Annotated in this window: 18 protein-coding genes; 2 read left to right on the forward strand and 16 right to left on the reverse strand. The window is 31.3% G+C overall.

All coding sequences use genetic code 11. The annotated features are described in order from the left end of the window. Positions 1–15: 15 nt before the first annotated feature. From LPB87_RS05815 to prmA, 9 genes are all read right to left on the reverse strand, one after another. Entirely contained in the window at positions 16–621 is a 606-nt protein-coding gene (locus LPB87_RS05815) for a hypothetical protein (RefSeq protein WP_129538046.1), read from the reverse strand. Positions 622–703: 82 nt separating this feature from the next. Beyond that, the gene (locus LPB87_RS05820) at positions 704–1,546 is read right to left on the reverse strand and encodes a hypothetical protein (protein WP_230605254.1); all 843 of its coding nucleotides are present in this window, start codon (positions 1,544–1,546) and stop codon (positions 704–706) included. A gap of 10 nt (positions 1,547–1,556) precedes the next feature. Further along, positions 1,557–2,375, reverse strand: a complete 819-nt coding sequence (gene kdsA / locus LPB87_RS05825) for a 3-deoxy-8-phosphooctulonate synthase (RefSeq protein ID WP_035625892.1) — start codon at positions 2,373–2,375, stop codon at positions 1,557–1,559. A 400-nt stretch (positions 2,376–2,775) separates the two neighbouring features. Continuing rightward, positions 2,776–3,111 carry a hypothetical protein gene (locus LPB87_RS05830; protein ID WP_129538048.1) on the reverse strand — a complete coding sequence of 112 codons (336 nt, stop codon included), beginning with the start codon at positions 3,109–3,111 and terminating at the stop codon, positions 2,776–2,778. Positions 3,112–3,206: 95 nt separating this feature from the next. Further along, positions 3,207–3,656 carry a 2-dehydro-3-deoxyphosphooctonate aldolase gene (locus LPB87_RS05835; protein ID WP_129538049.1) on the reverse strand — a complete coding sequence of 150 codons (450 nt, stop codon included), beginning with the start codon at positions 3,654–3,656 and terminating at the stop codon, positions 3,207–3,209. Positions 3,657–3,797: 141 nt separating this feature from the next. Then, complete coding sequence (locus tag LPB87_RS05840; RefSeq protein WP_230605255.1) at positions 3,798–4,475, reverse strand: lysoplasmalogenase; 678 nt, start codon at positions 4,473–4,475, stop codon at positions 3,798–3,800. 9 nt (positions 4,476–4,484) lie between these two features. Beyond that, a complete protein-coding gene (locus LPB87_RS05845; RefSeq protein ID WP_129538051.1) occupies positions 4,485–5,756 on the reverse strand; it encodes a sterol desaturase family protein in 1,272 nt (423 codons plus the stop codon). A gap of 69 nt (positions 5,757–5,825) precedes the next feature. Next, positions 5,826–6,101 carry an ATP-dependent Clp protease adaptor ClpS gene (locus tag LPB87_RS05850; protein WP_129538052.1) on the reverse strand — a complete coding sequence of 92 codons (276 nt, stop codon included), beginning with the start codon at positions 6,099–6,101 and terminating at the stop codon, positions 5,826–5,828. Between the two features lie 34 nt (positions 6,102–6,135). Beyond that, positions 6,136–6,972 carry a 50S ribosomal protein L11 methyltransferase gene (prmA, locus tag LPB87_RS05855; protein WP_230605256.1) on the reverse strand — a complete coding sequence of 279 codons (837 nt, stop codon included), beginning with the start codon at positions 6,970–6,972 and terminating at the stop codon, positions 6,136–6,138. Between the two features lie 112 nt (positions 6,973–7,084). On the opposite strand from prmA, the gene LPB87_RS05860 reads away from it, so the two are divergent. Next, the gene (locus tag LPB87_RS05860) at positions 7,085–8,227 is read left to right on the forward strand and encodes a hypothetical protein (RefSeq protein WP_230605257.1); all 1,143 of its coding nucleotides are present in this window, start codon (positions 7,085–7,087) and stop codon (positions 8,225–8,227) included. Next, positions 8,178–10,532 (forward strand): hypothetical protein, encoded by a 2,355-nt coding sequence (locus tag LPB87_RS05865; RefSeq protein ID WP_230605258.1) that lies wholly within the window; start codon positions 8,178–8,180, stop codon positions 10,530–10,532. The genes LPB87_RS05860 and LPB87_RS05865 overlap by 50 nt, the downstream gene beginning before the upstream one ends. A gap of 296 nt (positions 10,533–10,828) precedes the next feature. Here LPB87_RS05865 and LPB87_RS05870 read toward each other — a convergent pair whose 3' ends face one another. The 7 genes from LPB87_RS05870 to LPB87_RS05900 all read right to left on the reverse strand — a co-directional run bounded on the left by LPB87_RS05870 (position 10,829) and on the right by LPB87_RS05900 (position 20,976). After that, the gene (locus tag LPB87_RS05870; protein WP_230605259.1) at positions 10,829–12,847 is read right to left on the reverse strand and encodes a DUF349 domain-containing protein; all 2,019 of its coding nucleotides are present in this window, start codon (positions 12,845–12,847) and stop codon (positions 10,829–10,831) included. Positions 12,848–13,048: 201 nt separating this feature from the next. After that, on the reverse strand, positions 13,049–14,455 hold the full coding sequence (locus LPB87_RS05875) for a glycoside hydrolase family 1 protein (protein ID WP_230605260.1): 1,407 nt from the start codon (positions 14,453–14,455) through the stop codon (positions 13,049–13,051). 525 nt (positions 14,456–14,980) lie between these two features. Then, positions 14,981–15,730 (reverse strand): shikimate dehydrogenase, encoded by a 750-nt coding sequence (locus LPB87_RS05880; RefSeq protein ID WP_129538057.1) that lies wholly within the window; start codon positions 15,728–15,730, stop codon positions 14,981–14,983. Further along, on the reverse strand, positions 15,723–16,274 hold the full coding sequence (locus LPB87_RS05885) for an energy transducer TonB (RefSeq protein WP_230605261.1): 552 nt from the start codon (positions 16,272–16,274) through the stop codon (positions 15,723–15,725). The genes LPB87_RS05880 and LPB87_RS05885 overlap by 8 nt, the downstream gene beginning before the upstream one ends. After that, on the reverse strand, positions 16,274–17,671 hold the full coding sequence (locus tag LPB87_RS05890; RefSeq protein WP_129538058.1) for a tetratricopeptide repeat protein: 1,398 nt from the start codon (positions 17,669–17,671) through the stop codon (positions 16,274–16,276). Before LPB87_RS05890 ends, LPB87_RS05885 begins: the two co-directional genes overlap by 1 nt. 281 nt (positions 17,672–17,952) lie before the next feature. Beyond that, positions 17,953–19,146 (reverse strand): aspartate aminotransferase family protein, encoded by a 1,194-nt coding sequence (locus LPB87_RS05895; protein ID WP_129538059.1) that lies wholly within the window; start codon positions 19,144–19,146, stop codon positions 17,953–17,955. Between the two features lie 168 nt (positions 19,147–19,314). Next, complete coding sequence (locus tag LPB87_RS05900) at positions 19,315–20,976, reverse strand: OstA-like protein (protein WP_230605262.1); 1,662 nt, start codon at positions 20,974–20,976, stop codon at positions 19,315–19,317. Between the last annotated feature and the right edge of the window lies 1 nt (position 20,977).

The following is a 20,977-nucleotide window of genomic DNA, read 5'->3' on the forward strand; positions in this document are numbered from 1 at the left end:
TATGACTAATAAAGATTATTTCCTATCGTATTTAAAATACATAATACTTCCGTATAGAATATGACAAACTCCAAAACCCAATGCCCAGAATTCCAGCGCATAACCAGAGAATTCAGTAGCAATTAAGCCAAGAATAATTATTGTAATACCTAAATAACGTACGTCTCTCAAAGTATATTTACTAGCATTTACACAAGCTAATCCGTAAAATAGGAGAGTAACAGGAGCAATTAAGCCATAATAGCCATTTCGGAGCAAAAGTAAGCCGAAAATACCACCAGTAACAAGCGGAATCAAAAAATTAACTAATACTCTTTTAGAAGTAGAATTCCATATTTTTTCTCCTTGTTTTTTGGCTTTGCTTACAGTTAATATTGCAGCAGTTATAATAGAGAATACCAATACTAAAAAAGCAGTTAATACAATTAACTTAAAAGTTTTACTTTCTAAAGTTACATAATAACCCGAATGGCTCTCAATAAGACCATTGGCAATATGAGCGCCAATAAGAGCATATATTCCTGCCATAATTCCTGATAAACCACTTAATGAAATAAACTGAGAAGATTTATTCATCATGTTTTTTATTTCAGTAATATCCTGTAAATATTTATCTTCCATATAAAGTACTTTGAATTACAAAGTAAATGATAAAAAAAATAGTCACCAAATAAAATGATGACTATTTTTTATGAATTTGTAATTATAATCTGAAGATACCTCCGAAAGCAATAATTCTCTGGAAGAAGAAAAAGTCTTGAGAAGCACTATCATCGCTACTTTTGGTAGTTCGAATGTCTTGCATGTTAATATAACCACCTTTTAACTCTCCTTGAATGTAAAAATGTTTGAAGAAAGTTAAGTTAATTCCCGCTTTTGCGGATACGCCATATCCAGAAACGTGAAAATCATCATGACGATCTTTACCTAAAAGAGTTGTATTTGTTTTAGGATATAAAATTCCAGCACCTAAACCTTCAGTCAAATTAATTTGAAATTTATCTGTATTAGGTAAGCCAAACCATTTTGAAACATCATCGAATCTAGAAACCTCTGTATTAATATAATTTAAACCATCTGTATGTTCGTACATTAAGAATTTACCATCTGTAAAATCCACAGGTGTATTGTTGTAGATACCATTATGATTTTCAGGTGAATTAATATATCCGTTAACAATTGCTGTTTGATCTTGAGTCATTACATATTTCATATGATCTAATCCAATCGTTACACTGTAATGATCGCTAAAAAAATAACCTAAGCGTAGATTCGTTTGAGGAATGGTCATTCTTGCAGGATTAACATAATCCATATGCCATCCTTTAGGTTTGTCATGAGCAGACATGTTCTCTACTGTAAAATTGTAATCTTTCCCTCTAAAGTTAACATCAGATTTGCTGTAACTTTCTCTGTTACCACCCCAAGAAACGAAGAATTTCCCTTTATTATGTGCTGTATATTTTTCTTGTACTGCCATTTGTTCTTGTGCAAAAGTGTTTACTGAAAAACACAACAAGAAAAATAATATAAAATTAGTTTTCAAAGTAATAAGTTTAAAATTGATTAATGGTTTTTCTGATGGCAACTAATTTTGTCATTAAATCTTCAAAATAGTCTAAATGCAACATGTTTGCACCATCACTTTTGGCGTTAGCCGGGTCAAAATGAGTTTCGATAAAAATTCCATCAACACCTACTGCTATACCAGCTTTGGCAACTGTTTCGATCATATCAGGTCTTCCGCCAGTTACACCTACAGTTTGATTTGGTTGTTGTAATGAATGTGTTACATCAAGAACTGTAGTAGCATATTGCTGCATTGTTGGGATTCCTCTATAATCTACAATCATGTCTTGGTAGCCAAACATAGTACCGCGATCAGTAACCATTACGTTTTGATTGTTACAATCCAATACCTTTTGTACAGCATGTTTCATGCTTTCAGGACTCATAAATTGTCCTTTTTTCAAGTTAACCACTTTTCCAGTATTGGCAGCAGCTACAACAAGATCAGTTTGACGTACTAAAAATGCAGGAATTTGTAAAACATCTACATATTGAGCAGCCATATCAGCATCCTCATTAGTGTGAATATCAGTTACAGTAGGAACATGAAAAGTTTCAGAAACTTTTCTTAGAATTTTTAATGCTTTTTCGTCACCAATTCCAGAGAAACTATCGATTCTAGAACGGTTTGCTTTTTTAAATGACCCTTTAAATACATAAGGAATCTCAAGTTTGTCGGTAATACCAATTAATTTTTCAGCAATACGCATCGCCATTTCTTCACCTTCAATGGCGCAAGGTCCTGCTAATAAAAAGAAATTACCGCTATCTGTATGCTTAATTTGTGGAATATGTTGTATGTTCATAGTATAAATTTTTAAGACAGTGCAAAGGTAGTTATGATTTACGATTTACAGATTAAGAATTAGGAATTTTTTAACGAGCATTTCCTGCTATCCATTGTACTATTTTTCTCAAAATCTTTTTTCTTACTCTTTACATAAGCCACAGCTGATCGCTTAGTAAATCTCAAAAAAAACAAGATTTTTTCAGAAAATGATTTCCACATTAAACTCAATTCACTCAACAGCTATAAAAAATAAAGAAGAAGTGAAATAAGCAAAGGCAATATTAAGTCATTGCCAGAAACTAATTAATGATATTTATCATGTATAATTGTTGGCGTACTTTAGAGTACAGTTTTTTTAGTTTATTGGAGAATTAAAAATTATATAAACTGTTTTTGTTTTGAGCATAAATAGAGTTTTATTTTACTCTTCTTCCTTTCCATTTTTTAATTAAAAACTGAAGAACTATAATAATGCACAGAAGAATGACAAGAAAAACAACACCAACTATAACTCCTAAAAAAGGCATTCCACATCTTGTTGTGTTTGGATGTTGATCAAAATATTTAGAAATATTATAATTGGTTATGAAAACAGCTGCAACAGAAAAAAATATTTGAGAGATAAAGCTCATTAAGCTTATTTTTCCAAATTTAAGTTTAGTTGGTTTTTTGTCGAATATGATTTTAGTTCCAACTATTAATTGGAATAGTACAGGTGAAATAAGTAAAATAAAAGGCGCAATATTTAGCATTTTTATAGTTTTAAAAAGAATCGTTCTCTTTCAAGTTTATCATTTTTAAGTTTTGCTTCTTCAAATCTTGTTTCTTTCCTCTCTAGGTCTTTCTTCTATTTCTTCAAAGTCAATCCAAGTGGAACCATTAAAACTCCCTTTTCGTAGATATTAAGATATAAATTGATTGGTTTTTTTTGTCCTTCCCATTTTATTTCATAAACATCAAGAAAACCAGCTCCCATATCGCTTCTTTTGCTAGGGAAGGGACAGCAACTTTCAAGTTTAGTATACGTTATCTTTTCTCCATTTGGTCCAGCCAGAGCGTTTAAAAAGCGTTGTTGATTAATGACTTCATCTTTAGATGTTCTATAGAATATATTTACAGGATAATCTTTGTTATAACCATACTTTTTGTCTTTGCTATATTGAGTGATTATAAACGTATTGTCTTTGTTTAAAGTTAAGTTTGGCGCATTATCATCTACATTTTTTAGAGTAGATTTTGTACTAACACAAGATGTAGCTGTAATAAGTAAGATGATAAAAAGAGCTATTTTTTTCATGTTTTTTTGGCAGTTTAATGATACAAATGTAAAAGGTTTTGATAAAATAAGTCACAGATTTCAAGAATTAAAATGATTAAAAAAAATCTGCTAAATCTGCAAAATCTGCGTGCAAAAAATTACTTAAGTTTAATGAGCCTTTTATTTTGTTCTTACTGAATTCAGTTTTAGAATACCAATTACAATCAGATACTGTGCCATAAGATAGGTGAGCATAATAAAAAATGAATTTTTATAAATGGGCTCATAAAATTTATCCATTGCTAGGATGCTATCCGAAAGTACAAAAACAATAGCTCCAATAAAAATATAGGTGTTTGCAGGTTTTTCCCAGATTAAATAGCCACTAAAAGCGTACAAAAGCATCGTGGAAATAGTTAAAGCATAAACAATTACAGGAAGTTGTAAATCGCCAAGTTTTGGTAGCAAAACGGTAAGCATGGTGGTTAAATAAACTAAAATAAATCCCAAACCAATAAAGAAAACACCTTTATTTTTAGGGACATCGGGCTTGTTTTGTTTGTTAAACAGAATGATATAAATAACGTGAGATATTAAAAAAGCTACCAAGCCTAATATAAAATAGATTTCGGAAATATTAGCAAATAATAAAATCACATCACCAATCCATGAGAATAATAAAGCACCAAGAAGAATTTTTTTTGACGGAAAATCTTCAGAAAAATAAACGGCAAGCCATAAAATAGGAATAAGCAATCCCTTTAAGTACCAGGCAATATTTTCGAGATTGTAAAGAAGAATTAAAAGATAGAAAAAACTAAAACCAATATAGAATTTTAAGAGTAAAGGGCTTTTCATAATTTGTTTTTAAGAGTTTACCAGAACAGGTTTTATAGTTTTAAAATCTACTTTTACAAAGTATATTGAGATTAATAAAGAAATAATAAGGTATCCGATAATTGCAATGTTGCCAAAAGGAAAAACAGAATTAAGTCCAAACCAATCTCCAAAATGATAAATAATAACAAGAGCAGTAACTAAACGTAGGCTTTCCCACAAAATAGCAAAACGGTTTTTATCCATTAATTCCGTATAACTATAAATCGTTATGAAAATAAAAAAACCATAATAAAAGATATTCGGGAAACCAATCTTTGCAATATTGCTGAACAAGTAACTTACAAACAGGAGTGTTATCATTACTTGAGTAATCGACCAATAAACGAGTTTCGTAGAATTATCAATTCCATATTTGGTGTAATTATATACATCAGTAATTTTATTGACAGGGTACTTTTCTTCAAAATTTTCTGGGCGCCAACCAGTAGGTTTAAACCAAATGGTGAATTTATCTTTCCAGTTCTCAGCTCGCCATGCATCACTTATTAGTAATGATAAATGCTGAAAGTTAATTCGGATGGGATTCCATGTGTTTGCTGGTCTTGTAATACCAAAAACAGGCGGAACAGTGTCTAATTCTTCTTGAAAAGTACCAAAAAGTTTATCCCAGAATATGAATATCTGCGAATGGTTTTTATCTAAATACTCAGGATTTATAGCATGATGTACTCTGTGATGGGATGGAGTTACCAATATATGTTCCAAAACACCCATTTTTTTGATATACTTGGTATGATACCAAAATTGTAAAAATAAATGCAGTGGCAGTGTAATAGCAATTACAGTTGCAGGAACGCCAAGTAAGGCAGCTGGAATTAGTAAAAAAGTAAACAAATTAACAAAACTGGCAATAGGTTGACGTAAGGCACAAGCAAGATTAAATTCTTCGCTACTATGATGGATGGCATGTTTGTTCCAAAGAAAGTTAATTTGATGAGACAAGCGATGACTCCAGTAGCCATAAAAATCAATGACAAAGAATCCAACGATATAGGTAATTATAGTATTTTCTATGTGGTAAATGGCAATTTTAGAAACTAGCCATTCATACGAAATAAAAGTGATGGTGAGACCTAGGACATCTTTTACAGAATTGGTAATGCCAGAACTGACACTAGACACACTATCGATAAGAGGGACGTGGTCTTGTTTAATGTATAAACCATACGATTTCTCGATTATAATTAATAATAAAAAAATCGGCATTGCAATAATTAGTATTTTTCCGTATTCTTCCATAAAAAAAATTGTGTATTTTATTCAAATATAGAATAAATTACACAATTTTTTAAATTATTGATAATTAAATTAAACGATTTCTGCGCTTAGTCCAGCTTCTAAAAGTTGGGTACATTGTGGTTTTAATTTATCCATCGAGCCCGTTTTTACGGTACATTTTCCGTTGTAATGAACAATTAAAGAGCATTGCTCAGCTTGTTCGGGTGTATGATTGCACACGCGAATTAATGTTTCTATTACATGATCAAAAGTATTTACATCATCATTATATACGATGATTTCGTTGTTAAAAGATATTGCTTCTTTTTCCCGAACTCTTTCTTTTACTTTTTCTTTAGTACTCATTTTTTTTTGTTTTTGTACTGTTGTAATTGATTAACTACAAATTTACATATTTTAAAGAAACCCAATTATTTCTTTGAAATTTTTTAACATATTTCAATCCTTTTTCTGTGCATGAAGCATCAATATAAGGAATGTCTTCTTCATAAAAACCACTTAATAATAAAGTCCCTTTTGGATTTAGGCAATCAACATAACTTTGCATGTCGTTTAGTAAAATATTACGGTTGATATTAGCGATAATCAAATCGTATTTTTTACCAGCTAATAATGCCGCATCACCTTCATAAACGGTGATATGCTTGCAATTATTGCGTTCTGCATTTTCTATTGAGTTTAAATAGCACCAATTATCAATGTCAATTGCATCAATAGGTTGAGCACCTTTCATTTCGGCAAGAATAGCAAGAATAGCAGTTCCGCAACCCATATCTAAAGTTTTTAATCCGTTAACATCCATTTCTAATAAATGCTGAATCATCATATGAGTTGTTTCGTGATGACCTGTACCAAAACTCATTTTTGGTTCGATTACAATGTCAAACTTAGCATTTGTTTTTGGATGAAAAGGAGCACGAACATGACAGTTTCCGTCAACATCAATAGGCTCGAAGTTTTTTTCCCATTCTTCATTCCAATTTACTTGCTCAATTTCTTCAAATGTATACTCAATCTTAAATTCATCCGATTGTAAAATATGAATATCCTCTAGAATAGCCTCGTCCCATAAATCTTTTTGTACAAATGCAGAAATCCCAGTTTCAGTTTCGGTAAAACTCTCAAATGCTTTCTCACCTAATTCAGCAATTAGTATTTCTGATCCTAATTCTTTAGGTTCAATCGTGAAGTGATACCCGATATAAATGTTTGACATATTTGTTTTTTTTTGCAAAGGTAACAATCGAAATTTGAAATTGTTTAAAAAAATGAATAACGTTACCATATTATGCTGTATTTTAGCTTAAAATTTGTAAGTATTAATAAAAATGAGAAGCTTAATTATTGTATTACTATTCGTAGTAATAAATAACTCCGGATGTGTTAATAAACAAGAAGTGATTCGCTCTTTTTGTTATTGGAGAACGACTGCTTATTTTGACAATGAAGATGATTCAATTTGTAAGAGTTTGGATGTGAAACATATATATGTTCGTTTTTTTGATGTAGACTGGAATCCGTATAAAAAGGAACCACTTCCTGTAGCGACAATAAAGAAATTGGATTTTAATGAAACCAATCCAGAGATAACACCTAGTATTTTTATTACCAATGCCGTTGTGTTAGAATCAAGTAAGGGACAATTAGACACTTTGGCTAAACAAATTCAGAAAAGAATAAAAGAAATTGGACAGAGGTATGTAAATCATAAAGCAGAGACAAACGCCAGTAAAATTTTGTATGCTGGTTATTATACACAAAAAGGTGATTTCAGAAAAAGATTAAATTTCGATTCTATTAAAGCAGTTGAATTAGCTAAGTTAGAACCTAATTTTAATGAAGTACTAATTGATTGTGATTGGACTGAACAATCAAAAGAGAATTATTTTTATTTGCTAGAGCAGATTAAAAAAGAATTAGAAAACTGTCAATTGTCAGCAACCATAAGGTTATGGCAATATAAATATTATGAAAAAGCGGGAATTCCCCCAGTTGATAGAGGATTGTTGATGTGTTACAATTTGTCAAATCCAAATGATTATATGGCAAAAAACTCTATTGGGACAAGTGATGAATTAGAAAAATATATTACACATAGTGATTATGAACTCGATTTAGATGTAGCATTGCCATTATTTAGTTGGACAGTTATTTTTAGAGGGAGTAATTTTAAAGGTGTCGTTTCTGATTATGAGAGTTTTATTAAAGATAGTGTAAGATTTAAAAAGATTACAGCTAATAGATATGTACTTCAAGATGATGTTTTAGTGGGGCAAACGTATTTGCGTAATGGTGATGAGATAAGAATCGAAAAAATCTCAGACGATGAGATTAATAAAATGATTTCGATTATAAAAAACAGGGTGCCTTTTAATGATAATACGAAGGTTACATTTTTTTCATTTGATAAAAAATACATCCATGATTACGGCATCAAAAACATTTCTGGTTATTATGCGCGTTTTCACTAGCATAATTTTATTATTTGCTTTTCAGATTTCGTTTGCTTGTGGATGGGAAGAATCTGCAGAAGCGAGTCGATTGGTCTTGTTTAAATCAGAAAGGAATGGGTTTCTTAAACTACATTATTTTTGTTATTCGGCTAATAACTTTCATGAAGTTAGTGAGGTATCTAATAAAGATCAGGAAATAAACTGTTTAGAGTGGCAGAAAAAAATTGGGACTAATGTTGCCACAGCAGATATTTATACAATCCTGTATGAAACAGACTCGGATAAATTTCAAGAAGCATATCAGAAAAAAATATTAAAGCAGACTTTTGCTAAGAACTCCTTTATTGCAACTTTGTTGCTGTCAAAGAATAAAGCCTTTTTAGATTATCTGGTATTTGCAAAAAAGTTAGAGTATAATAATGTTTCAAGTTTAAAATGGGAATCCTGGAGCAGTATAAACAGCTATCAGGAAAATGTAAATAATGTTGCATTAGGTGATTATGAAAAAAAAATAGCATCTATTAAGGATTCTTTTTTAAAACAACGTTACGCATTTCTTATTCTGAGAGATCGTTTTTATAGAGCAGATAAAGTTGAAGTGATTCGTTTATATGATACTTATTTTGCTAAAGATAAAAATACAATTTTAGAACCTTGGGCCTTGTATTATAAAGCATTGTGTATTGATGATTATCCTCTTCGAAATTATTTATTAAGTAAAGTTTTTGCTTCTTGTGATGATAAATCATTTGCGGTAATGCAACATTATAATTTTAGGCAAACAGCAGCTACATTAAGTTTGGCGAAAAATGATGAAGAGCGTAACATGATTTTGATAATCGAAAGTATGCGAAATCCTGCACCAGACTTAAGTACAATAAAACAAGTATATAATCTTGATTCTAATAGTGTTTATTTTAGTTTTTTGGTTCAAAGAGAAATTAATAAACTCGAAGATTGGATTTTTACTCCTAAATATTCATCTAGTAAAATTCCTTCAGTAAGTTTTGACCAAATGAGTTGGTATGATAATTATGAAAAGGCCAAAACCGATAATTTTAATAAAGATATTTTCTACCTAAAAGAATTGAGGGAATTCTTGATAGGAGTTCATGCTAAAGTATCGGGAGAACAAAAAGATTTTATTTCATCGGCAATTGCGCAATTATGCTTTATAGATGATGAAATAGATTTAGGAAAAAAGTATGTTGCAATGATTTCTGATAAAGCAAATACTTCAATTCAATTGCAAAAGAACATCCAGTTGGCTCTTGTGGCTTTAAAGCAAGATGACTTACAAGATAAAAATACTCAAAAGAATCTTTTTAATTATTTTAATGCAATAGAGAACTTGGTCGAAAAAGATAATAGTTTGCTTAAAAACTTATATAGTTTATACAGAATTGCAAGTAATGAGTTTTCAAAGCAAGGAGATAAAGCAACTGCAGGTTTATTGTTCTTAAAATCTAATCTCAAGAAAGAAGCTTCTGATTCTTGGTATTATGATGTTCCATCTTTTTATCAATATATAGGTTATTTTGAAAGATTTGCAACTTTAGATGATATGGATAATTTGATAGCTCTGTATCAGAAAGTGAATAAAACCCCGTTTGAAAAATATATTTGTGCAGGGACAATAGCACCCAATGTGAATTATTATAGAGATGTAAAAGGAACTATTGCTTTTAGGAAAAATAATTTGGCAGTAGCTTATCAAATATTTGCTAGTATGCCAGCTAATTTTTGGCAAAAAAATTACGAGTATAAGACGTATCTTAATGAAGATCCATTTACTCCTAAAGTATTACAGAAACAAAAAGAGAGAAAGTTTAATTATCATTTTAATAAAGCTGAGTTTGTAGCTAGATTGATTGAATTGAAAAAAGAAAACACAGTTAAAAGCAATTTACTATTAGGACATGCTTATTTTAATGTTTCTTATTGGGGGAACTCTTGGATGATGATCGCTTACGATTGGTCATCTTATGGTAATAAACAAACATATTCAGATTATGTTTATGGAGAGAATAATTATGATGCAGAGATGAAGTATCAAAACTCAAATTATTATCGATGTACATTGGCTAAAATGTATTATGAAAAAGCATTGAAGATGTCTAAAAATAAAGAAGAAAAAGCAATGGCAAGTTTAATGATCTTTGAATGTAATTATTATGATTATTATAGAGATTTTATTATTTCGGAAGATGAGCGTGTCGCTTTTAAAACTGGAAAAGAAATAACTAATTTTTATACTGTTTACAACACGACAAAAACATTCAAGCAATATAATTGTCCGCTTTTGGAGGCATTTATTAAATAAGATTTATATTGTTCTGTATGTCGGTATAAAGGAATGTACAGATAACGCAGATGTGGTAAATTAAGTGATTTAAACGCAAAGGACGCTAAGATTTACGCAAAGTCCACAAAGAATACAAAATTCACACAGAATACAAAATTCACAAAGCTTTGCGGACTTTGCGGTTTTGCGAGAAATCTTACTTAAAAAACTTTGTGCGCTTTGCGGTTAAATTTTTCCAGATAGAATAAGTGTGAGAAACAAAAAAGAGCGATAAAATGAATTATCGCTCTTTCTTATATGTGTATTCTAAAAAATTAGTTGTTTGAATCTAAATTTCTTAATTGGTGTAATTTCTCTTTCCAAACATCAAGGCTTTCTTTGTGAAGTGCAATGTTTTTGCGAACTTCTAGAACTATTGAATTTTCTTTTTTAGCATTTTTTGTATTGGTAAAGAACTGAATGTTATTCTCTAATTGGAAAATTTCATTTTGAACTTCTTCAATTTTACGCATTAAGAAAATTTTCTCGTTGTCTAATTTTCTCGTATCGTTGCTTTCTGATAAATTATCAATTCTGTTTGAAAAACGAATCATTTCTGTTTCTTTTTTGCTTAGGCTTAATTTTTCAAAAAGCGCATCTAGAATTTTATTGAATTTACCTTCGATATGACGTCTAGGGAAAGGTACTTTTCCGAAGCCTTTCCATGTCTCGATGTGTAATTTTATAGCATCAAGATCAGTTTTATGATCACCGGTAAGTTGGAATTCTCTAATAGTTTCTAAGTATGCTTTTTTATTGTCAAAAGCAGCTACTTCATCACCATTTTCTTCGTTTTTATGTTCTTTTAATTTGTCAAAATAACTATTACAAGCATCCTTAAAATCTTTCCAGATTTTATCAGAGTATTTTCTAGGAACATGACCAATTTGTTTCCACTCCTCCTGAATTTTTTTCATTATAGGAGTAGTTGCCTCGTAATCGGTACTTTCTTGTAATTCTTTGGCTTTGGCTACCAAGGCCATTTTTTTATTTAAATTGTCGTTTTGGTCTTTTTTAATGTCCTTGTAAAAAGAGTTTTTAAAAGTATTAAAATTTCTAACGGCAGTTTTAAAAGCACTCCAAGTAGCTTCGTTTACATCTGAAGGAACTTTTCCGGCTGCAAAAAATGCAGAACGTAAAGCTTCTACTTTTTCTATTTGTTGCAACCATAAAGAGTGTGTATTTACTTTTTCGGTAGCAAGAGCTTCGATTTGTGAAATGATATTTTTCTTAACTTCTAGGTTTTCAAGTTCTGAACCTCTAATGTTTTCGAATAAAACTTCGCGTTTATCATGAATTTTTTTAGTTAATTCACTAAACTTATTCCATATTTCATCACGGTGTTCTTTAGAAACAGGACCAATATCTTCTTTCCAGATTTTATGTAAATCTTGTAGCTCTCTAAATGCTTTGCTTACATCTGCTTCATTTACTAATTCTTCTACGCGAGCAACAATTTTTTGTTTTTGTTCCAGATTGTGTTTAAAATCTAAATCTCTTGCTTCGCGATCTAAATGTAAATAATCATAAAAATTTTCTACATGAAAATGGTAGTTATTCCATACGTGATTGTATTTATCTTTTGGAATTGAACCTGCATTTTTCCATCTTTCTCTTAGTTCATTAAAATGTTTAAGAGTATCTTTTATGTTTTCTTGCGGATTAATAAGCTCTTTTAACTCATCAACAATGGCTAATCTGTTTTCTAAATTAGATTTCAGATTGGTTTGTAGGCTTTTAAAGTGAGCATTTCTATGATCTCTGAATATGTTGTAATATTCATCAAATTTCGTTTTTAAAGGAGAATGATATTGAAATTCTTCGTTTGGATCTTGATTTTCAGTATTAAATTCTTCTCTTTTTTCTTCGATAAGATGATTGTACTGTAGCAAAAACGATTTTTTGATTTCTTCAATATGTTCTTTTACAGACATAACCTTATCTGACGAGACTAATTTTTTTAGCTCTGCTACTAGTTCGTCTAGCGAAAAAGTATTATAATCGTGCATCGGAAGGTCATGGCGCTCTTTCAGCGTTTCATCTTCACTTTCTTCGGCATTAGAATTGGTTATTGCATCTAGTGCAGTCTGGTTTTGAGTTTCGGCAACAGTTCCTTTATCTGATAACTCTTCGTTAGAAGGAGCTATTGTATTCTCAGATTCAGATACAATGGTTTCCGATTCACTTTCATTAATTTCAACTGAAACAGTTTCATTGTTTTCAGTTGAATTTGCAGATTCAATTTCTAATTTTCCATCTGCCTCTTGCAGGTTATCATTCTTTTCTTCTAACATTTTGTCAATGTATAAGGTTTTTACTTTAAATCTAGAGCGAAAGATACTAAAGGTGTTCCGAACTACAAAATAAATCCTTTATTTATAGTGGGTTTAAGTTTAATATTCTTGTTAATTGGTTGTTTATGAGGTTGTAAAAGCGATTGTAATTGCCATTAGATATTTAAAATATTCTTACTTTTTTGTATAAAATTGCTTTTATCATTGTTTTTTGTTTGAAAAACGTTTTATAATTGCCTGATAATGTTTACCTCCATTTTTTAATTTTCTTTCTTGCGTTTCTAGATTTACTGAATACAATCCGAATTTTTTATCGTATCCTAAACTCCATTCAAAATTATCAATTAAAGACCAATAATAATATCCTCTTACGTCATATCCATCTTTTATAGCTTCTGATATGGCAAATATTTCTCTTTCTATAAACAGGCCTCTTTTGTTGTCTTTGGCATCGGCAATACCTGTTTCAGTGATAATGATTGGTTTTCTGATTCGTGACATTCGTTTAATTGCTCTATAAATTCCTTCAGGGTAAACAGTATAATCCATATCAGTCATATCTTCACCAGCCACAGGTGAAAACATTTTTTCATGCTCAATGAACTTAAATGTAGTAGCATAATGCGAGTAATAATTGAGACCCATAAAGTCTATAGTATTAGGAGCATCTTTGTCGAAATAATTTTCATTAGCTTGAAATGGAACTCCAAAATGATATTTTCCTGTTTCGAAGAAGTTTAATGATGAATTATTAAAATTGTCATTAGCAACCAAAGCTCCAATCCAATCGAGTAAATTCCATCTATTTTTAGGTTCAAAGAAAAAAATGTCTTTTACAATCCCTATTTGTGATTCCTTACCATTTGATAGGTTTTTTATCATTTTATAAGCTTGTGTGTGGGTAATTAATATATTTTTCAAAACCCTTCCTGCAATTTTTGAATTCTTTTTGCCTGGAGGAAATATGTCTGACATAAAAGCCAGATTTGTGTACACATTAATTTCATTAAATGTTGTCCAATATGTAACGCGATCATTATATTTTTCAAATACAGTTTTTACAAACAATAAAAAGTAAGAGATGTTTTCTTCTTTTTCAAATCCTCCTTTATTCATAAACCACAGCGGTTCTTCAAAATGGTGCAAGGTAATGTTTGGGATGATTTGCTTAGCTAATAAGCTGTCAATTACATCCGAGTAATGTTGAATAGCATCGGAGTTAAATTTTCCTTCCTCAGGGTTTATTTTACTCCATGATAAAGAGAAGCGATAGGAGTTAACGCCTAGTTCCTGCATGAGCTCGATATCTTTGGGATATAGATTCCAATGATCGGTGGCAAGCCCTGCTTTATCACCATTATCAATTCGCGGTTTACCTTTTTCGTTTTTTTGATTTTCCCACCAAGACCAGTTGCTATTAGTGTGGCCACCTTCAACTTGATGTGCCGCAGTAGCAGTTCCCCAATGAAAATCTTTAGGGAAGTTTAAATTATTGGTGTTTCTTTTAGTCCAATCCCAGCTTATAACAGGATGTTTAATAGAAAGATAAATAATTATGAGCAGGTAGAGTATTATAATAATAACAAGCACTTTTAAAAATACAATCATACTTTATTATCTGTTTTAATTAAAACAAAGCTAGAGTATTAAGTTTAAGTGATTGTTTTATGGTGTTATGTTAGTATTAAAAAAAAGTAGTTAAGAGGAGGGTACAAAGTGGATGGATATTTTATATAATCACGGAGATTTTTCTCAAACTTGTCTTTCTGACGAAGGAAGAATCTTCACGAGTAACTCTACAATCTAAAAAAAGCAACAAAGAATCATATATATATTACACTCATAGTAACTGAATTTCTTACGGAGATTCTTCCTTCGTCAGAAAGACAATATTGTGGCTGTTAGGGATGATTTATGTTACTATTGCCAAGTTTATCTAGGTAGTAACACGGATTAAAAATAGATTTTTAAAAAAACCATAAATGAAATCCGTTTATCTTTTCGCTAAGTAAATCCGCGTCATCTGCGTTCAAATAAACGTCATCCGCGTTCTATTATTCGTGAAACAGTCGTAAATAAAAAAAGACCACAATTTTGTAATTGCAGTCTTTTAATATTCGTTGGTTATGATTTTTATTTATTCCAAATCTTCCAGGCTTTCTCGGCTTGAAAAATAAGCATATCGTATCCGTTTTTTATTGTGGCTCCATTTTCTTTTGCTTTTCTAAGAAATGTAGTTTCTTCTGGATTATATATTAAATCGTAGGCAATATGTTTTTTTGTGAAATATTCATATGGAATTGCTGGACAAGCTTCAATATTAGGGCTTGTACCTACGGGTGTACTATTGATTATAATTTGATAATTATCAAAAGTAGTAGCATTGATTAAATTATAATCTATAATATTTTCTTTGGCTTCGCGAGATACAAAAGTGTATAAAATACCTAATTCATCCAAAGCATAGGCAACAGCTTTTGAAGCGCCTCCTGTACCTAAAATTAATGCTTTTTTGTGGTGTGACTTTAATAAAGGCTTCAGTGATTTTTTAAAACCATAATAATCGGTGTTGTATCCTTTTAGTTTTCCTTTTTTGGTAAACTTGATAGTATTTACAGCACCGATTAATGTAGCTTTTTTTGATAATTTATCTAAAAAGGGTAATACTTGTTGTTTGTAAGGAATCGTTACGTTTAATCCTTTTAAATCAGGATTGGTTTTTGTCAACGTTGTAAAATGATTAATCTCTGGAATGTCAAAATTTTCATAACTACATCCTTTAAAATGTTCGTCGCTGAATTTCTCAGTAAAATAACCTTTTGAAAAAGAGTAACTAATATTTTTTCCTAATAAGCCAAACCGTCTTTTTAAAGTATCAATCATTATTGTTTTTTATTGTATATGTTAAGTTAAATAATGATCTTACCTTTTTACCATTTAGTTCTGAAGGATACCATTTTCCTAATTTTATTACTCTTTCCAGTTCTTTACCGGTATCGTAACCTAAATCTTTAATAATCTTAAAAGCACTCAGAGAACCGTCTTTTTCAACAACAAATGAAAGGTTAATGTCTCCATTCTTTTTCTGCTCTTTTACTTTTTTAGAAATAACAAAATTCTCATCTAAAAATTGATCCATTTTATTATCGATAAAATCAGCAGTTACCTCAACTTCTTTACGCTCATATATTTTTATATCTTCTTTTTCGGGATGAGTTGCTGACATCTCTCCAGGAACACTCCAGGTTTGACCGTCTTCGCTTTGTATTCCTCCGCGCAGACGCATTATAGAATCTTGAGATTTAGGATTTACACTAACAGGAATTTCTTTTTTTTGAGATTTGCTTTTTTTCTTATTTTCCTTTGCAACTTGTCCATAAGATATAGAGAATAGTACTAAGAATAAAAATGTTATTATTTTTTTCATTATTCTTTTCTATGTTTTTCAATATAATTTTTAACTGTTTTTTTTGTCCAAACTACTGGAAATAAGTCTTCGATTAAGATGTAATTATCAAATTTTAATCGTAATCCATTACTTAAATGGAATTTCGCTTTTGTATTTTCCTGTATCATAAAATAGAGTCCAGCCAAACGATATTCAATTTCGTTTTCTTCTGGAAAATATTCAGTTGCTTGTAATAAGGTTTGTATAGCACTCTCAAACTCGCCTAAAAACTGAAGTATATCTACCCAGAATAACCAAGTGTCAAGTGAATGATCACCAAATTCTACTGCTTTTCGGTAGCCAAACTCTGCTTCTTCAAAAAAGTTCATTTGTTTGTTTATCGTTGCATAACGTTTCCAATACAAACGGTTTTGATTGTCTATAGCTAATGCTTTGTTGACAAAAAACAATGCTTTTTGGTAGTTTTTCTGACGTACATAAAAATCAGTTATGGCAATCCATCCTTTGTCTAAAAGCGGGTCTTCATGAACTGTTTTATTGTAATATTTTAATGCTAAGGCTTTGTTCCCTAGTTTTTCGTAACATTTTCCAATTCTTAATAATGCATACGAAGTTGCATCATCAAGTTCGATGGTACGGTTGTAGCTTTCTATTGCTTCGGCATATTTTTTTAAACGTTCAAATGCTTTGGCTCTTTCCATGAAAGCTCCTAGGAATTCATCATCGATTAAAGTGGCATAATCAAAGGCGCGAATTGCACTTTCGTATTCTTTTATACCATAATGTAAGCGTCCTAGCTGGTGCCAAGCGATTTCACTGTAAGGATTTTTGTTAATGTACTTGTTTAAATAAGTAATAGCTTCTTGATTTTGATCTAAAAATTCAAAACAATATACTACGTTGTATAAGGCCGATTGGTCTTCTAAATCTTCTTCAAGACATTTGATAAAGCTATCTTTTGCCATTTCAAGATTATCCATAAAAAGATATTCCATACCGATTAAATTATACACATCAGCAAAATCATCTGTATATTCTAAGGCGATTTTAAGCAGTTCGACTGCTTTTTCGTGTTGGTCTCTCTTAGAATAGATATTTGCCTTTTGGATATAAATTTCTTCGTTGTTGGGTTCGATTGCGTATAACTCGTTTAAAAGCTTTTCGGCTATTTCGAGTTTGTCGTCATACACTAGCATCTCTACTTGTACTAATTTTAAGCCTGTAGATTTTGGATGTTGGTCTAATGCAAGTTTTAAGGCTTTCTTCGCTAAATTAGCCTTACCTATATCCAGATAATGAAGGATAATCTCTTCAAATTCTTCTGAATCAAAAAAGAGTACTTTGTTAGTTTTTAACATCGACTCAAATTTGGATAGGGATAGGTTATAATCTTCTTCTTCGTTGCTTAATTGCATACTTTATTTTTTTGATATTAGCCTTTTATAAAATTAGGCAACATGTTTTTGTTATGTGGGGAAAGAAGGAATTGTTGTGAACAATTTAATTAACAATATTTGCAGTATCAGCGATCAGTTTTTATGTGAATTTTAATAAAACTGAATATGTTTAAATTTCTAAATATTTTGTTGTCAACGATATGCTTTAGCCCAGATAAAAGCGATATCCTTTTGTTTTTTGACTACAAAAAACAAAAGATAAAGCGGATAGCTGGTCCCGATAGTTATCGGGATAGCTCCTAATTATTCTTTTTGTTTAAAATTTCATCCATTACATCTAGGATGATGGCACAACCTTCTCTTATTTCTTCTTCAGAAATTGTTAACGGAGGTGTAATACGTACGGCAGTTCCTTCAAACAATAACCAGAATAAAATGAGCCCTCTGTCCTGACAGGTTAAGATAACTTCGTTTGTTATCTCGGCACTCTCTGTCATAGCAGCAAGCATTAATCCTCTTCCTCTAACTTCCTTAATCAAAGGATGTACCAAAAGGCTTCTAATTAGCTTTTCTTTTTCTAATGTTTCGGGCATTAGGTTTGTTTCGGTAATTTCCTTCAAAGTTGCCAAGCAGGCTGACGCAATGACAGGGTGTCCTCCAAATGTAGTTATATGCCCCAGTTTTGGGTTTTCGGTAAGTAAGTCCATTTTTTCTGCCGAAGCTGTAAATGCGCCTACTGGCATTCCGCCTCCCATTCCTTTTCCCATAACGACGATATCGGGAACGACGTCGTAATTCTGGAATCCGAATAATTTTCCAGTTCTTCCAAACCCTGGCTGAATTTCATCAACAATCATCATGGCACCAACTTCGTCGCATCGTTTACGTACTTTTTGTAAAAAGTTGTCATGAGGTTCTATAAATCCTGCTCCTCCTTGTATTGTTTCGAGTATTATTCCTGCTGTCTTTGTGGTGATTTTTTGTAAATCTTCTTCATTATTGAAGGTTATAAAATCTACATCAGGAATTAAGGGTCTAAAGGCTTGTTTGCGCTCTTCGAATCCCATAACACTCATTGATCCCATTGTGTTACCATGATAAGCATTATAACATGATATTAACTGACTGCGTCCTGTTGTTCTTCGGGCTAGTTTTAAAGCGCCTTCAATAGCTTCTGTTCCTGAATTTACTAAATAAGTTTTATTCAGAGATTCGGGAAGGAGGGAAGCCATAAGTTTGCAGTACTCTACGGCTGGGCTTTGCGAATATTCCCCGTAGACCATTACGTGTGAATATTTGTCTAGCTGGTCTTTTATAGCTTGATTTACTCTTGGGTGCTGATGACCTAGTGTACAGGCTGAAACGCCAGCTACGAAATCTAAATATTTTTTATTGTTGGTGTCGTATATGTAAGATCCTATGGCATGTGAAACTTCCATTCCTAATGGATAGGGTGATGTTTGTGCTTGGTATTTTATAAAATCTGGATTCATTTCTTTTCTTTTAAGTTTCTAAGAGGCTAAGGCTCAAAGGGACAAAGGTTTTCTAGTTTAATGTTTAAAAGTTGTCAACTGTTGTGGTTGCTGTTACTAAATATTGTTACTGAAAATCGAGTCTGAAAATAGTTACTGCGACTGAATACTAAATACGGAGAGTATATACTATTTTTTAGTCTTGGATGTTTTAGCAGGTTTTGCTGCTGGTTTCTTTTTATCGTAATCGAGCGTTTCTTTCCTTATTTTCATAGGAACATTTTCTTTAGCATTATCATCTTTCCCTTCTTGAACTAGTTTATCGTTCTCTTCGTTTTCTTCTTTTGTAAAGATATCGTCTTTGGACTTTATCCTTTCTTCTCCCCGCCAATTCATTCCTCGCAGTTTTCGTGCATTCTCGGGTAATTCGGCTTCTGGAAATATATCTCCATCGACCTGATTGAAAAATGTTATGGTTTCAATACCGTTATTCTCTAAAATAAGATTGATTTTACTACTTACGTTTTTATTGATTCCGATGAGTTCATTGGCATCATTACGCATATAATAAACTACTTCGGTATTTTTTATAACATCGACATCGTGTAGTTTTCCATCTTTGAATTTCCCGTATAAATTTAATCCCTTGACTTGATTATAGCCAGTTCCCAAGGTATCTTTAGATAAAATAAAGGTATTATTGAGTACTTTGAGTGAGTCGAGTTTCTTGGTGTTGTTGTCACCAATAAGATGCATGATATCTCCAGTAATCTGGCTTTCTCCGTTCCAGAGTATTGGGTTTCGTATTAGTTTTGTTAAAGCCGTTCTGCTGCTTGAATGTATCGAATCACATTTTCCACTCATATCAGTTTTAAAAAACCGAACATTATTAAAAGCGCGTATAATTCGATCGCCTTCTTTTCCTGTAACCATTAGTCTTTTTCCGTGTATATAAACCGAATCGTTTTCAACAAAGTTGATGGCTACGGCTCTCTTGGTTACAAACATGGAATCTTTTTGTTTGTAAATTTCGGCATAATGTCCTTTTACAATTCCTCGATTTATGGAGTCGGTAATTTTTACATTTCGTGTTGCCGAAGCAAAATCTTTATTTCGGTCGTAATACAAACTATCTCCTTCTATTAATCGATCATCATAGCGTATATATGATTTTCGGAGAAAATGTGCTAGATTCTTTTTAGTGTCATAAAACCCTTTTTCCGTATAAATATAATCGGTTTTACTGGTTATCGTTGATGGACCAAATAAATAAGAATGCCCTGAATTACTATAATAATCTAAATGATTTGATTTTATAACATATTTAGGGTTGGTGATTGTGACAGCTGTTAAGAATTTAAACTTTTTTTCGGCTACATAATATCTTCCAGACTTACTTTCTAAAGTGTTTTCTTTGTTTATGATTGTTCCTTTAGAATTATAGTATACTTCCTGAACATTTCTGTCAAAATTAATAGTATCTGTTTGTAATGTTGCGTCTGGTGAACTCATAACAGGATTTCCTGTTGCAAATGCTTTTTTAAAATTACCACTATACTCAGCATATTTACTATTTAGAAACAAAGTATCACCCTGTACGATTTGTACATTTCCAAATGCTTTTAGGTAATTTTCTTTCTGAAAAAAATAAGCTTTATTGCAAGTTAGTGTAACGCCATCATGATTGATCTTCACGTTGCCAGTCAACAAAAGTGCATCTGGTACTGCTTCTTGGTCGACAGTGGACCAATCAGCATTCTCAATAATGATTTTCTTTGGAGCTTGTGCTATTCCTAAATTTACACTTAAAATTAGCAAACAGCTATATATGAAAAAGAGTGATTTCTTCAAT

The organism is Flavobacterium sp. EDS (assembly GCF_020991525.1).
Lineage (GTDB): Bacteria > Bacteroidota > Bacteroidia > Flavobacteriales > Flavobacteriaceae > Flavobacterium.